This is a genomic window from Wenzhouxiangella sp. 15190 (assembly GCF_003417465.1).
In the GTDB taxonomy this organism is placed as follows: Bacteria; Pseudomonadota; Gammaproteobacteria; order Xanthomonadales; family Wenzhouxiangellaceae; genus Wenzhouxiangella.
Map to the genome: position 1 here is coordinate 1 of NZ_QVMV01000027.1, position 14,306 is coordinate 14,306.

13 protein-coding genes are annotated in these 14,306 nt (G+C 61.2%); 2 read left to right on the forward strand and 11 right to left on the reverse strand.

Annotation, left to right across the window (positions count from 1 at the left end; genetic code table 11):
* The 10 genes from DZK26_RS06165 to DZK26_RS06210 all read right to left on the reverse strand — a co-directional run.
* The coding region (locus DZK26_RS06165; RefSeq protein WP_147316862.1) for a hypothetical protein at window positions 1-282 on the reverse strand (282 nt) is incomplete at its 3' end.
* A gap of 1 nt (window position 283) precedes the next feature.
* The gene (locus tag DZK26_RS06170) at window positions 284-886 is read right to left on the reverse strand and encodes an energy transducer TonB (RefSeq protein WP_181935615.1); all 603 of its coding nucleotides are present in this window, start codon (window positions 884-886) and stop codon (window positions 284-286) included.
* Window positions 883-1,293, reverse strand: a complete 411-nt coding sequence (locus DZK26_RS06175; RefSeq protein WP_117238636.1) for a biopolymer transporter ExbD — start codon at window positions 1,291-1,293, stop codon at window positions 883-885. Before DZK26_RS06175 ends, DZK26_RS06170 begins: the two co-directional genes overlap by 4 nt.
* Before the next feature lie 15 nt (window positions 1,294-1,308).
* Entirely contained in the window at window positions 1,309-2,292 is a 984-nt protein-coding gene (locus DZK26_RS06180) for a biopolymer transporter ExbD (protein ID WP_117238637.1), read from the reverse strand.
* A gap of 22 nt (window positions 2,293-2,314) precedes the next feature.
* Window positions 2,315-3,766: a MotA/TolQ/ExbB proton channel family protein gene (locus DZK26_RS06185; protein ID WP_117238638.1), complete on the reverse strand. Its 1,452-nt coding sequence runs from the start codon at window positions 3,764-3,766 to the stop codon at window positions 2,315-2,317.
* An 18-nt stretch (window positions 3,767-3,784) separates the two neighbouring features.
* On the reverse strand, window positions 3,785-4,576 hold the full coding sequence (locus tag DZK26_RS06190; RefSeq protein ID WP_116898182.1) for a DUF3450 domain-containing protein: 792 nt from the start codon (window positions 4,574-4,576) through the stop codon (window positions 3,785-3,787).
* Window positions 4,577-4,916: 340 nt separating this feature from the next.
* Window positions 4,917-5,912: a class I SAM-dependent methyltransferase gene (locus DZK26_RS06195; protein WP_116898183.1), complete on the reverse strand. Its 996-nt coding sequence runs from the start codon at window positions 5,910-5,912 to the stop codon at window positions 4,917-4,919.
* Window positions 5,913-6,059: 147 nt separating this feature from the next.
* Window positions 6,060-8,861 carry a TonB-dependent siderophore receptor gene (locus DZK26_RS06200; protein ID WP_181918382.1) on the reverse strand — a complete coding sequence of 934 codons (2,802 nt, stop codon included), beginning with the start codon at window positions 8,859-8,861 and terminating at the stop codon, window positions 6,060-6,062.
* A gap of 286 nt (window positions 8,862-9,147) precedes the next feature.
* On the reverse strand, window positions 9,148-10,893 hold the full coding sequence (locus DZK26_RS06205; protein ID WP_116898185.1) for a phosphoenolpyruvate carboxykinase (GTP): 1,746 nt from the start codon (window positions 10,891-10,893) through the stop codon (window positions 9,148-9,150).
* A gap of 139 nt (window positions 10,894-11,032) precedes the next feature.
* The gene (locus DZK26_RS06210; RefSeq protein ID WP_116898186.1) at window positions 11,033-12,295 is read right to left on the reverse strand and encodes a 6-phosphofructokinase; all 1,263 of its coding nucleotides are present in this window, start codon (window positions 12,293-12,295) and stop codon (window positions 11,033-11,035) included.
* 374 nt (window positions 12,296-12,669) lie between these two features.
* Between DZK26_RS06210 and DZK26_RS06215 the strand changes: the two genes are divergently transcribed.
* A complete protein-coding gene (locus DZK26_RS06215) occupies window positions 12,670-13,230 on the forward strand; it encodes an adenylate kinase (RefSeq protein WP_116898187.1) in 561 nt (186 codons plus the stop codon).
* Here DZK26_RS06215 and DZK26_RS06220 read toward each other — a convergent pair.
* Window positions 13,199-13,462: a sulfurtransferase TusA family protein gene (locus DZK26_RS06220; RefSeq protein ID WP_116898188.1), complete on the reverse strand. Its 264-nt coding sequence runs from the start codon at window positions 13,460-13,462 to the stop codon at window positions 13,199-13,201. The genes DZK26_RS06215 and DZK26_RS06220 overlap by 32 nt on opposite strands.
* Between DZK26_RS06220 and DZK26_RS06225 the strand changes: the two genes are divergently transcribed.
* Complete coding sequence (locus tag DZK26_RS06225) at window positions 13,461-13,955, forward strand: hypothetical protein (RefSeq protein ID WP_116898189.1); 495 nt, start codon at window positions 13,461-13,463, stop codon at window positions 13,953-13,955. The two genes, DZK26_RS06220 and DZK26_RS06225, sit on opposite strands and share 2 nt — an antisense overlap.
* Window positions 13,956-14,306 lie beyond the last annotated feature (351 nt).

Genomic DNA, 14,306 nt, shown 5'->3' on the forward strand with positions numbered 1-14,306 from the left:
ATTCTCCAGTTCGATGTGTGCTGAGCCGCGAATCTGCAGGACGTTTGCGCGATCGAAATCCTTCAGATCTTCGCCGCGCTCGTTCATGAGTTCGTTGAGCTCGTCCAGAGCGCCCGCCGGGTCGTCTTCCTCCATTAACTCGTAAGCGCCGAGCAGGTCTTCAGCAACGCGCGGATCGAGCATATCGGATTGCCCAAACGCTGGTGCCGCGCACAGAAGGAAGGCTGTGCCCGAAAACAGCAGTACGGCAACGAACGTCAGGCGATTGCAAACGAGGCTCACACTATTCCTCCAGAGTGAAATCGATGGCCGTGCGCACGCCGTATCGCGGCTGTGCCACATCGTCAACGATCTTGGGGTTATACCGCCAGCGCTGAACCGCCCTCAACGCTGCACGATTCAAGCACGAGTTGGTGGATTCAATAACTTCCGGGTTGACGACACTGCCTTCGGGTGTGACATCGAATTGGAGCACCACGGTTTCAACAGGTTCCGCCCGGCCCATACACCGCTGGGGATATTGCGGCGGGATGCGCACCAGCGGCTGGGCGTCCCGGTCCGGGTTGAAACCGGTACCGATATCGACATCCACGCCAGACAGGTCCGGCATGGCGGCCATCTGCACATTCGACGACGGCCGGAAATCGGGATCGCTGACCGTAGGCGGCGGGGGCGGCGGCTGGTCCAGGACCGGACGCTGCATATCCTGCCTGCGCCGGTCGCTCGTGTCCTCGATCTGTCGAGTCACGTTGATTTCGACCGACACGTCGTCGTCGAGCTGAACGTCCTGTTGCTGTGTGATGACCGTAGCCAGCAGCAGGAACAACCCAATGGTAACGATCGCGGCCGTCGGGATGCCGCCAAGAAGTCGAAGAACAGTACTCACGTTTGCTTAACCGAAACTGCAACCACATCATCAACGCCCGCAGCGCGAATCTGGTCGAGCACATCAACCAGATATTCGCTGTGAGCACCACCATCTGCCTGAATCACTGCGCTGCCGCGCGGGTTCTCACGCCGCAGCCGCTCGACGGCGGAGCGCACTCCTTCCATCGGCACCTGTTCCTGGTTGATCCAGATGGTATTGTCCGAATCAATCGCCACCAGAATGGACACCAGACGCTGAGCCTCCGCGGTGTCGGCATCGGGTCGATCGACCTCTACGCCAGGCTCCTTGATAAAGGTAGCAGTGACAATGAAAAAGATCAGCATGATGAATACGATATCAAGCAACGGTGTAACGTTGACATCGCTATCCTCACCGGAAGATCTTCTTTTGCTTCGTCTCGGCATAGTTCAATCAGACCTCTAACCGTCGTCGCGTTGTTGAATGGCGATCGCAGGATCGACACCCGCCTGTCTGGCCTGGTCTAGCACCAATACGCTTGTTTCGACCTCTGCATCCGGGGCCGCGTTCAACAGGACCACGCCTCTGGGATTTTCGGCTTTGAACGCCTCGAGCACCGGCTTGACCGAACGGGGGTCGATCATTCTTCCACGGTCAACCGTTACGAAGCCGTCATTGCGAACGCTGAGCACCATGCTTGGCGGCGGCCGGGTTTCCTCCTCGGGAGGATCGTCCTGCGGCGTCTTCATACCAATGCCGATCTCGTCGAGGAAAGTCGCCGTGACAATGAAAAAGATCAGCAAAATGAAAACGATATCGAGCAGCGGTGTGATATTGACTTCCGCCTCGTCGGTATCTCTGTCGGTCAAGCGGCCGGTGCCGCCATAGCCGTAAGCCATGGCGGTCTCGACTTCGAGCTCTTCGGAAGCTCGCTGCGCAACGATCTCGTTCTTGCGGTCGAGATAGCTCATCGAAAACACGCCGGTGAGGGATACGGCCAACCCCGTCATGGTTGGAATCGTGGCTTTCGATATCCCGTCGGCCATGGCGCGCGCATTCGACGCTCCCGTGTCCACGATTACCTGGAAGACCTCGATCATCCCGGTCACCGTGCCCAGCAGCCCGAGCAGGGGCGTGATCACGATCAGCGCCCTGATCGCACCCATGTACCGCTCGTTTTCAACCTGCACCTCGGAGATCAGGCGCTCGCGGAAAGCGTATTGCTGCCAGCTGCTGTCGTATTCCCGCCCCTCCCAGCGCTGACGCTGGCTCTTGCACAGCCGGGGGCCGCTAAACCAGAAATACAAAAGACGCTCTCCGATCAGCAGCCACATCAGCGCGGTGCTGCACAACAGCACCAGCACCACGGGGCCACCGGCATCGAGATAGCCGCCAATCGTATCAGCGATATGCGCTGGATTAAGCAGTTCCGCAAACACGGTCATTCAGCCTCGTATGCAGCCTGAGTTATTTATGGGCAGCGTCGGCAACGAAGCTGACCGACTGCTCTTCGAGAATCTGCGACAGTCGCCGCGAGGCGCCGGCCGCAAAGGCATGGAGCAGCAGAAGCGGCACTGCCGCGATCAGACCGAGTACCGTCGTAATCAGGGCTTGCGAAATACCGCCAGCCATGAGCTTGGGATCGCCGGTGCCGAACAGGGTAATCGCCTGGAAGGTCACGATCATGCCGATCACGGTACCCAACAGACCCATCAGCGGCGCGACGGCGGCCAGTACCTTGACGATATTGAGGCCACGCTCGAGCTTCGGAAGTTCCTCCAGCACTGCATCATCCAGATGCAGTTGCAGCGTCTCAAGATCCTCTGTCTTGTGTTCGTCGTAAGCCAACATGATGCGGCCCAGCGGGTTGGACTTGGACGGCGTCGAGGACTTGACCTGTGCCTTGACCTGCATCGAGGTGATCATCAACATCACCCAGCGATAGAGGGCCAGCAGGATACCGAAGATGGCCACAACGATAATCGTGTAGCCGATCCAGCCACCCTGGTCGATACGCTCGCGCAAAGTGGGCGTTTCCTTGACCAGGTCGAGCAGCGAGCCGAGTGACGGATCAATCATCCCGCGCACCACGCCGGAGCCGGAATGATTGTAGACGCGCTGTGCGGCTCGGACGGCGCCTCCGCCAGGCTGGCGGACAAGATATCGGAGCTGTCCGCCCTGATTGACCAAATAACCTTCTTCAGTAAAGGCTGAAAAGGGGCCAACCCGAACGACGGTTTGGCTTTCCGAGCGGTTGTCACCGAGGATGACCGGTGCGTCATAACGCACTATTTGGCCCTGCGCGCCGGCTTCCTGAAGCATGGTGTACCACAGGTTCTCGAGCTGATCGACAGTCGGCAGCGAGCTGGCCTGCGCCATTTCCGTAAGTTCTTCGCTACGCCCCTGGAACTGCGTCGAAATCAGCGAATCCTCGAGCTGTTCGGCCAGGTCTGTCGCGGCGGCCCGCGCCACACCGAACAGCTCGCCGAATTCACCCTGTCGCTCGGACAACTGCTGGCGCATCTCTTCAAGCTCGCGGTCGAGCTCGTTACGCAGGTTCTCCAGGCGACTGGCCTCTTCCTCGGCCGCAGCAACTTCGTTGCGTACCCGGTTCAGCTCTTGCTCCTGGTTCTCTTGCTGGCGAAGGAAACGTTCCTCGCGCTCCTGATTCTCCTGAGACACCTCCTGGCGCTCATTCTGCATAGCACGCAGCACCTGCTGGAGCGTCTGCGGCCCCTGCTGATTATCTTCCTGCGCAAGCAGGCTCGATGACAGCGTCGTCAATGCCAGTGCCAGGATGGCGACAAGCATCACGGCACGCGTGGCACTCCGGCTAAAGGTGGTGCGCTTGGATTTGTTGGAAGCCATAGTCACCCTTCCTTGGGGCATTTGATTCGCATTCATTTCAAAGTGGTTCATCACTGGTCCATGCCTCCCTTATTCCGCGTCTTTCGGAGCGCGCACGGGAACGTACATCAGCTCAGGCGGAATCTGTTCGCGCGCGATACGCGAAGCGGTCCTGATGTCCTGCAGGTAAGACGGGTCCAGATCGACCCAGCTGTCTTCTTCCGGCACGTAGCGCTTGAGCACTTCGTCGTTATCGGTGCGGAAGATCAGCGCCACCCGCCCGATGCGAAGGAATTCGACGTTTTCGTAGACCCGCCCGCCGGTTTCAATATCGCCGCGATAGGTCTCGATGGTACGGCCGTACTCGTTTTCGATCTGGTAGGCCTCGATCACCAACCGGAAGCGCTGGGCCGGCGACAATTCGGGGTCTTCGATGGCAGCCTGAAGCCGCTCGATGCGCGAACTGCGCTCATCCATCAGGAAGGGCAGATCGGCCTCGACCAGCCTATCCAGCGCACCAACCATATCGTCCATGAGCGGCTGCATAGCGCGCTGCAGGCTGGCGATATTGTTGATGTCTTCCTCGAGAGAGGCCAGTTCCTCACGCTGCGATTCAATCTGACGCTCCTGAGAAGCGTTATAGCGCTCGAGCTGCTCGAGCTGCTTGAGATTGGCCCGATAGTCGTTGAGCATCCGCTGGGTTTCAGAATCGATTTCGTCAATACGCTCCTGCGATCCAGCCGTATCCTCGGCCGCCTGGCGGCTCGTCTCAAGAATTGGATCGATTTCCTGCGTGTGAACGCTGAACGTGGCCAGCATTAGCGCGCTTCCGATGGCCGCTAAGCCGAGGCCGAGATTTCGTCGTTTGGTCAGTATCTTCATGCCCAGTCCGTCGTGTGGTTTGGGTGGTTGAGTTCTTGCGTGCCAGGGGCGCGCGTGGAAAGCTCGACATTCTACGCAGGTATCAATGGCTGACGCAAGTGAACCTGAAATATTAACGTCCGGCTTACAAATCGGACCCTCACTGAGTTGTGCGGGTAGCCGTCAGGATGCCCTTGCAATGCTTCTTGACCATTCGGGCCATTTTCTTCAAGGGCCTAGCCTGAACGTCCGGATTGTACCAGCACTTTCAGGCGCCGCGAACCCGAATTATCGCCCAGGCCCGGCCGGTCCACAAGCAGGCCGGTTCAACGGCTGAATGGCGCTGCGCGGGCGAGAAGGATCAGTCGTCTCCGGGGCCGTGCGGTGGGCGATGAAAAATATGGTATCTGCCAACCCGGTGACGCGCCTTGTAGAGCAATTCCCCCTCATCCACCAGCGTCAACCCCGCGTCCAGCCACGGTTGGTACCAGTTTTTGTCGGCCATCAACTGGTTGACCCGCAGCATGTCGTCAAGTCGGCCACGGCCGCTGACGAGCTGCTGCCAGGCGTCTTCCAGGGCGCCACGATTGTGCCGGAGGTCCCGTTCGCTCATCGCATTGACCCGGCGGGCAACATCCAGCACAAAACCCAACAACGGCGAGCCGCTGGCACGCGCCCGGGGCACAATCTCGCTCGCAGCCCGGTGGAGCCTTCGCCGAAAACCACCGGAATCAAGCTGCCCGGCGAGCCAGGACTGAATCAACCTGGGCACGCGCGACTGCTCCAGCAAGGCGTAATCATCGGCCTCGCGGCTCATCGTCGAGAGCATGTCCGATGAGAGCGCATGGCACAGCATGGCCAACCTGCCGCCGGGCTTGAGCATGGCGGTCAGGCGTGGTGCAACCCTTGACTGCTCGCAGTACTCAAGACCGTACTGACTGACGATCAAGTCGAGGCTGTTTTGCGGGCAATCCCACTCTTCCAGGGGGGTATGGTCGATAAAGGTCACCCGTGGAACCAGGGGCGCCAGCGAAGGATACGATTCGAGCAAGCGGTCCGGCGAAATCCGGGCGGCATCCACCGCGAAAATGGACCAATCGCGGTCATGCTGTAAGGCAAACTCGGCAGCCAGGAGGGCCAGAGCGCCATTGCCGGCACAGGCGTCTACGACGGCAGCACCGTCTTCCAGGTCGCGGAACAGGCTGTTCCAGAAAGCGGCTATCTCACCATCATAATTGCTGCGGAAATCTTCCGGCAGCGATGTCAGGACACCACTCGCCCAATAGCGAGACCAGTGTTCATGACAGCGGGATGCATTTCGGGAGTGCGGCTTGGCGCCGGGCGGGGACTGAGGCATGGGTAGTAATTATCCCACCGCTTATCGGCAACGTGCAAGACGAAGGCAGCAGCCGCCTGCATGAACGAGGCACAAAAAAAACCCGCCCTCTCAGTGGAGGGCGGGCAAAGGTTTTACCTTGGTTTGTCTTGCTATACAGCAATCAGCTTAGAAGCGCTGGTTGTACTCCACCATGTACTGGCGGCCGACAATCGGATAGAGCGACGTATCGACCGTCATGCTTTGGTCGATGATGGGATCCTTGTCGTTGACGTTGTTGATCCCCAGCGTCACCGTGCTGTTAAACGGCGTGTTATAGCTGTAAGACAGGTTGTGATGGGCCCAGCTGGCACGTTCGACCTTTTCGCCACCCGAGGTAGAGCATTTGGCCTGCAGGGTATCGATCTGGTCGATATCCAGCACGGCCGTCTCACAGTGCCCCGGAATGAACTGCGTGTGCCAGTTCAACTTGTGGTCACCCAGGCTCCAGGTCAGCGTCAGGTTGCTGCGGTATTCCGGCACCGTAAGCTCGGTGTAGTCCTGCAGTTCAGACGCCGGCGTAAAGCGCTGGTTGTACTCCAGAACATAGCTGGTCTGGAAGTTGACATCCAGATAGCCGGCACCCGCCATGTCGAGGCCATAGTTGAGCTTGACATCGAAGCCCGACGTATCGAACGAGCGGAAGTTGGTGGGCTGAGCCTGGTGTTCACTACCCGGCACAGCCGGCGTGGTGCTGTAGCAGGCACCGCCGTCGTAGGAGCCGTCGGAACACAGGGGAATGCCACCGCTGAAGTACATCCACATGACGTCCTGAGCACTCACAGGCGTAATCGCATCGTCGATCTCGGTGTAGTAGTAGTCAAGCGCCAGCGTGAGATCCTGGTTCATGACTTGACTGAAATCGAAGACCGTGCCCACCGAGTACTGCGTGGAGTCTTCGGCATCCAGATCCGGATTGGCACCGAAAACGGTTGCATTCTGAGTTTCCCAGGCAGCACCTGAACACTCTGCAAGATTTTCGTTAAACCCGGGCAGACCCTGCACATCCGCGAGCTGCGCGCGCTGATCCAGGCCGTAGAGCTCCTGCATGCACAGCGGGATGTTGTTGGCGAATGCCGCCGACCAGGAACCGGCCTGGAAGAGCTGATCCAGACTGGGGGCGCGGAAACCCTGGCCCGCGGAAGCACGGACGACCGCCCAGTCGGCAGCCTGCCAGCGCAGCGAAAACTTCGACGAAAGGTTGTCACCGAAGTCGCTGTAGTCGTCGTAACGCACCGCCACGCCGGCTTCAAGGCCGTCGACCAGCGTCACCAGCGACTCGCCGAACAGCGCCCAGCGGCTGCGATCACCGCCGGAACTGCCGCCGGAGCTACCAAGTACGTTGCCAGCCTCAAGCTGGTGCATGGCAAGGTCCATGTACTCTTCGTCGCGCGCTTCACCGCCGAAGAAGAACGAGATCGGCGCAGCACCCACATCCGGGCCGTCGAAGCCGACACCGAAGTCGACCTGGTGGACTTCCATTTCCGTCAGACGATCGGAGTTGGAGGCCGCACCGCCGAGTTGCTCGCCAAACTGATCAATCTGCATGGGGGTCGGCAGGCGCGGATCCCAGCCCGCGTTGGCCAGCTGGTTGACGCCCAACTGACTGAGGTATCCACGGCCCCATTCGTGCATGTTGTACTTCTGGTACTGGTAAGCAACCTCCCAGTCGAATCCACCGTGCATACCGTCGAAGCCGACCGTGAAGTCGCCAACATAGTCGTACTGGTTGGTGTCGCGGCTGGGCCCGATCATGTCGGCACGCAACAAGAGATTGTCACCCGGCAGCAGCTCGGTCAGAGTAATCTCCTGACCCTCGTAGGTAATGGTCTCTTCCGGGAGAGCCGGTCCATTCCAGCCCGGGGCAGCCGCCGCCGGGGCATAACGGCCGAAGCTCTCGGTCCGGGCGTACAGCCCGCGCGCGAAGAACCTCACGTTGTCGTTGATGTCGTAATTGGCATTGGCAAACAGCGACGTATTTTCGAGAGACGCGGTCAATGCCGAGATTCTCGTGTGGTCATAGGCGCAGAGGCCTTCCGGCGATGCCAGGCCGAACCAGGGGTCGGTGTCATTGGTGTAGTAATGATGTCCGGCACCAAAAGCCGACTCACAGGCGTCGTTGAACGGCAACGTCTGCCCGCGCTGGCCGGAAAGGATATTCTTCGAGTAGAGGCTCTGCCCCGGGGTCTGTGACCCGAACTCGGGGTTGTTGAAGCCGGAAGCGGCCGCCCACCAGCGATCACGCGTGAAGATAATATCCTTGGTCGAATGCTCCAGGCTGTAGGTGATATTGCCCTTGTCGCCGGCAATGCCGCCGGTAACCGAGAACAGCCGCTCGTCACCGCCCTTGCGATCGCTTCGGGTTTCGCGGATATTTACGTCAACGCCGCTGTAGTCTTCACGCAGGATGATGTTGATAACACCGCCAATGGCGTCGGAACCATAAACGGCCGAAGCGCCATCACTGAGGATTTCGATGCGCTCGACGGCGGCAAACGGCACGTTGTTCAGGTTCTGGGATTGGCCGTCCATCACCGGCGAGCCGGGAATGCGGCGACCGTCAAGCAGAATCAGCGTGCGGTTGGAGCCAAGCCCCCGCAGGTTGACCGTGGCCTGCCCCTGCGCGGTGTTGCCCGACTCTTCGCGAATCGAGCCGAACACGTTGAAGGAATTGTTTCGCAGAACATCGGAAACGGACTGATAGCCGGTCGCTTCGATGTCTTCGCGGTCGAGGGTGACGACCGGGGTGGCCTGCTCCGCTTCGAGGCGGGAAATTCGCGAGCCGGTGACCTGAACGCGGTCGAGGTCACTCGCCTCTTCGTCTTCGTCCTGGGCCGAGACCGGGGCAGCGGTCATCGCCAGGCTGGCGATCATACCCGCCCCGAGGGCGTAGTTGATTGCCTTGGCAAGTTGGTTACGGTTGTGCTTCATCAGACTCTCCATGTTGTCTTTTGATTTCTGGTTAAAGCATTCGATACTAGTATCGACAGCAATGTGTCGGAGCGGAAAACCCGCCACATCAGGCGTGCTGAAGCACGGCCCAAGCGTGACCCGGCCTCCGACTCAGCGCCGATACTAGCACTATCGTTTGGTAATGAAAAGGGTTATGTTAAGCGCGCGTAAACCTCCGAAATTTCGAGCCAAACCGCTCGAACAGCGGGGTTCCGGGCAGCCGGGAGGGCGCCCGGAGGGCCAACCGGCCCCGGTTGACACGGCATCAGCCTAACGCTTCTCTAATCCGCCCCAGGGTTTCATGCAGCGTCGACGGCACGCGCGAGCCGAAGGATTCGAGATGCTTGCCGATGGCCTCGATCTCCTCGCGCCATTCGGCCGGATCGATCCTGAGCAACTCTTCCATATCGGGCCGCTCGTCGAGTCCGTCGAGGTTGATCGACCCGGCTTCGGGAAGCGCCCCGACCGGCGTGTCGACCGCGTCGACCTGGTCACGGCATCGGGCCATGATCCACTCGAGTACGCGCATGTTGTCGCCGAAGCCCGGCCAGATGAAGCCACCGTCGGCGTCGCGTCGGAACCAGTTGACCTGGAAGATCTTCGGCGGTCGTGTCAGCTTGCCACCCACATCCAGCCAGTGAGCCCAGTAGTCGGCAAAGTGATAGCCACAGAAAGGCTTCATGGCCATTGGGTCGCGCCGCACGATGCCCACCTGGCCGGTGGCCGCGGCGGTGGTCTCGGATGCCATGCCGGCGCCGACGAGCACACCGTGGGTCCAGTCGCGGGCCTCGAGCACCAGCGGCGCCAGGCTCGCGCGCCGGCCGCCGAAAATGATGGCGTCGATCGGCACGCCGTCGGGGTTGTCAGCCTGGTCGGAATAACTCGGGCAGCGATCGATCGACACGGTAAAGCGTGAATTGGGATGCGCCGCCGGACCATGCTTGGGGTCGAAGGGCCGGCCGCGCCAGTCCTTCGCCGGCTTGCCCTCGCCCAGGCCCTCCCACCAGGGCTGATTGTCTTCGGTGACCGCAACGTTGGTAAAAATGGTGTCGCGATCGAGCATGGCCAGGGCGTTGGGATTGGTTTTCGCGCTCGTACCCGGCGCGACGCCGAAGAACCCGGCCTCCGGGTTGATCGCCCATAGCCGCCCATCCTCGCCCGGATGCAGCCAACAGATGTCGTCGCCGACCGTCCATACCTTCCAGCCGGCCTCGCGGTAGGCCTCGGGCGGGATCAGCATGGCCAGGTTGGTCTTGCCGCAGGCCGAGGGGAAGGCGCCGGCCACGTAACGAACCTCGCCTTCGGGGTTTTCGATGCCGACGATCAGCATGTGCTCGGCCAGCCAGCCCTCGGTGCGCGCCTGGTAACTGGCGATGCGAAGCGCGTGGCACTTCTTGCCCAGCAGCGCGTTGCCGCCGTAGCCCGAACCGAAGCTCTGGATACTCAGGTCTTCGGGAAAGTGCATGATGTAGCGGCGATCAGGGTCGAGTTCGCCGGTCGAGTGCAGGCCCTTGACGAATCGGCCGTCACGCTCGATGCGCGCCAGGGCATCACGACCCATGCGCGTCATCAGGCGCATGTTGGCCACCACGTAGGGGCTGTCAGTAATTTCCACGCCGCAGCGCGAAAACGGCGACTCGATAGGCCCCATGCAATAAGGCACGACATACAGGGTGCGGCCTTCCATGCAACCGGCGAACAGGCCGTTCATCAGGGCGCGCGCCTCGGCCGGGGCCATCCAGTTGTTGTTGGGCCCGGCGTCGTCCTCGCGCTCGGTGCAGACATAGGTGAGGTGCTCGACCCGGGCCACGTCGGCCGGGTCGGAGCGATGCAGGTAGCAGTCCGGATGGGTTTCGGGGTTGAGACGCTCGAGATCGCCCGACTCGACCATCTCGGCGATGAGCTTCGTGTTCTCGGCCCCGGAGCCGTCACACCAGTGAACCCGGCTCGGCCGGGTGTGGGCCGCGACCTGGTCGACCCAGTCGTTGAGCGCTTGCAGTTTGGAAGGCATCGTCACGCCGCTGTCGGAGATGAATCAAGGTCCGGCAGGTTAGCGGCTTGCCGGCCCGGAATCAATCACTCGCGATCGGAATTTCCAATACCTTCGGAGCCGGCCGGCGAGATATTCCAATACTCGCTTGCCTGGCTCCTCAAAACTCGAAATCGTCCAGCGTTCGATCGACGTAAACGAAATCCGGGCGCACGTACTCTGGCAGACCATCCTTGCCGTAAGACGGATAGGCTTCGCCCCGGATCAGCGGCTCGAGATAAGCGCGGCAGCTCGGCGTGATGCCGAAGCCGTCGGCCGATATGAATTTCTTCGGCATTTTCTTCTCGCGGTTGGCGATACGTGACAGTGGCGCCGACTCGATCTTCCAGCGATAGGGCTTGTTGCCGGTGCGCTTGATGACCGGCATCACGCCGGACTCGCCGGCCAGCGCGAGGTCGACGGCGCCCTTGCCGACGGCGCGGGCATGTTCGAGGTCAGTCGCCGAGGCGATATGGCGCGCCGAGCGCTGCAGGTAGTCGCTGACCGCCCAGTGACACTTGTAGCCGAGACTTTCCTTGACGACATCGGCCACCACGGGCGCGACGCCGCCGAGCTGCTTGTGGCCGAAGGCATCGGTCGTACCCGCATCGGCCAGGAACGTCCCGTCGGGCGTGCGCGCGCCCTCGGAAACGACGATCGAGCAATAGCCGTTGACCTCCACCGACTGCCGCACCCGGTCGAGAAACTTCTCTTTATCGAAAGGCACTTCGGGAAACAGGATGATCTGCGGCGGATCGCCCTTTTCCCGGCACGCCAGCCCGCCGGCGGCCGCGATCCAGCCGGCGTGGCGGCCCATCACTTCCATGATGAACACCTTGGTCGAGCTCGACGCCATGGCCATCACGTCCAGGCTCGCTTCCAGGATGGACACGGCCACGTACTTGGCCACCGATCCGAAGCCCGGGCAGTTGTCGGTTACCGGCAGATCGTTGTCGATGGTTTTCGGGACACCGATGCACTGCACATGAAAGCCGAGCTTGTCGCCGATCTGCGAGACCTTCCAGGCGGTGTCGGCCGAATCGTTGCCGCCGTTGTAGAAGAAATAGCCGATATTGTGCGCCTTGAACACCTCGATCAGGCGCTCGTACTCGCGCCGGTTCTCTTCAATCGACTTGAGCTTGTAACGGCAGGAGCCGAATACGCCGCCGGGCGTGTGGTTGAGCGCGGCCACTTCCGACTTCTTCAGCCTGGACGTATCGATCAGGCGCTCTTCGAGCGCACCCATGATGCCGTCGCGCGCGGCCAGCACCTTGCCGATGCGATCCCGGTTGTCCCGGGCCTCCTCGATCACGGCCGCAGCGGTGGCGTTGATCACCGGCGTGACACCGCCGGACTGCGCATAAAGGATGTTCTTCTTTGGCATGACGCGTTCTCGTGATCGAAGCCTGTCAGGAAGGATAGCGAATCATCGGCTTGTTCGCTGGTTGGCTGGTTGGCTGGTTCGGCAACTGCCGGCACTGCGGGGCGGCCCAGCCGCGATGGCCCAATGCCACCTGCAAGCGAGATCCTATCAGGGCTCACCCGCTTTCGCGGCGAAGCCGCCCACCAAGCCTTTCCGGCGCCGAACCAGCCAACAAGCTAACAAGCCAACCAGCGAACAATTCCTATTGTCGACTTTCTGGAAGCAGGCACTCCCCGACATTTCCTTCCCCCGCGTTTGACAGTCCCCACCCTTCCGGTTAGCTTTGACGGCTTGATCTTACATTAACTACGCGCGCAAGCGCGAGCGTCGAAATCATGCGAATCGTACTGCTCGGCCCACCCGGCTCCGGCAAGGGCACCCAGGCTGCTCTGCTGAAGGAACGAATAGGTGTTCCGCATATCTCCACCGGCGATCTGCTTCGCTCCGCCGTGGCTGAAGGAACCGAACTCGGCAAGAAGGCCAAGGCGGCCATGGACGCCGGCGAACTGGTCTCCGATGAACTGATGCTGGGCCTGATCGAGGAGAAGCTGGGCCAGCCGGAAGTCGAACCGGGTTTCATTCTCGACGGCTACCCGCGCAACCAGGCGCAGGCCGAAGCGCTGGACCAATTGCTCGAGCGCCTGGGACAACCGCTCGATCGGGCACTGGAGCTCGTCGTCGACGAAGAACAGATCGTCCAGAGGCTGGCGAAACGGGCCGAGGAAGAAGGTCGTTCCGACGATACCGAGGAAGTGGTGCGAAATCGCCTGGCCATCTATCGCGAACAGACCGCGCCGATCTCCGAACACTATGCCAAAAAGGGACTCCTGGTGCGGGTCGACGGTATCGGCGAAATCGAGACCGTCAACCAGCGCCTGGCCGCTGCGCTGGACTGACGCGGATTCGCGCCCGCAACAGTCCGTCGCGCGTGTCCGCCCGCACCAGTTCGTGACCGGTTCGCTGGCAAAAGACCGCCAGATCGAGTTCGGCCATCGGATCGGTTGCCAGCACCTCCAGTTCGGCACCGGGCGGGAGATCTTCCAGTGCCCGACGCGTTTGCCACACGGGTTCGGGGCAGGCCATGCCGCGGCAGTCGACGACTCGAACGTTGGAATCTCGCTCGCTCATGTCTGAATTCTTCTCGCGCCTGGTCGGCATTCTGCTGCTCAAGAACGGCCCGCAGGACATGCCGGCCGGTGTCGTGGCCCCAATGCTGGCTACGGGGTTTTATGTGGCCGCCACCGCACTGTCGCTGTCGGTCGGCGAGGGCCCGGAGAATGCGGTGGGCGTTCTGGTCCTGGCAGTCGCCCTGCCCGTGATCCTCGTTCGCATTGTACTCGGCCTTCGCGGCCACCCCTCGCGCTGGGGACAGACCCTGACCGCCCTGTTCGGCACGAGCGCTCTGTTGTCGCTGTTGTCGTTACCACTGGCCACCGCCGGTGGCAGCGAGCCGAACGCCATCGTGACGGTCGTCAGCCTCGTGCTGTTTTTCTGGTCCTTCACCGTGGACGGCCATATCTGGCGCCATGCACTGGACACATCCTTTGCCGTCGGACTGGCGGTGGCAGTGGTACTGTTCGCGGTATCGATGTACATAATTACTTCAGTAGCGGGTCTCTAGTGGTCCTCCAACCTGATCATTGCGAATTCAGTGGGTCTGTCAGCATTCAGGGCAAGGCGCGGCTCGCAGCGCAGGCGACGAAAGCTTGCCGGTTTTCCGCAGGCAAGAAGGCAAGCTGGAGTGCCGTCGCGCGTGAATGGCCGTAGCCCTTTACAAGAGCCGGAACGCCGCCATGAACGCTGACAGACCCACCCTTCGGGCGCTCCTGTGGCGCTCCGTTGCAGGGCAGGCGAAGCTGCATGGCGGCTTTCGCGCAGCGAAAGAAGCCTTGCGAGAGCAGCCGTTGGCCGTGTTGCGTCGCTTGCCAAGGGCTACGGCCATTACCTGCGCGCCGCGCCTTGCAGCGAAGCG

Coding starts and splice junctions, on each gene's coding strand:
- DZK26_RS06190 (WP_116898182.1), bottom strand. CDS start 4,576: ATGAAGATACTGACCAAACGACGAAATCTCGGCCTCGGCTTAGCGGCC.
- DZK26_RS06205 (WP_116898185.1), bottom strand. CDS start 10,893: ATGCCTTCCAAACTGCAAGCGCTCAACGACTGGGTCGACCAGGTCGCG.
- DZK26_RS06200 (WP_181918382.1), bottom strand. CDS start 8,861: ATGAAGCACAACCGTAACCAACTTGCCAAGGCAATCAACTACGCCCTC.
- DZK26_RS06225 (WP_116898189.1), top strand. CDS start 13,461: ATGTCTGAATTCTTCTCGCGCCTGGTCGGCATTCTGCTGCTCAAGAAC.
- DZK26_RS06210 (WP_116898186.1), bottom strand. CDS start 12,295: ATGCCAAAGAAGAACATCCTTTATGCGCAGTCCGGCGGTGTCACGCCG.
- DZK26_RS06175 (WP_117238636.1), bottom strand. CDS start 1,293: ATGCCGAGACGAAGCAAAAGAAGATCTTCCGGTGAGGATAGCGATGTC.
- DZK26_RS06185 (WP_117238638.1), bottom strand. CDS start 3,766: ATGAACCACTTTGAAATGAATGCGAATCAAATGCCCCAAGGAAGGGTG.
- DZK26_RS06180 (WP_117238637.1), bottom strand. CDS start 2,292: ATGACCGTGTTTGCGGAACTGCTTAATCCAGCGCATATCGCTGATACG.
- DZK26_RS06220 (WP_116898188.1), bottom strand. CDS start 13,462: ATGAGCGAGCGAGATTCCAACGTTCGAGTCGTCGACTGCCGCGGCATG.
- DZK26_RS06195 (WP_116898183.1), bottom strand. CDS start 5,912: ATGCCTCAGTCCCCGCCCGGCGCCAAGCCGCACTCCCGAAATGCATCC.
- DZK26_RS06215 (WP_116898187.1), top strand. CDS start 12,670: ATGCGAATCGTACTGCTCGGCCCACCCGGCTCCGGCAAGGGCACCCAG.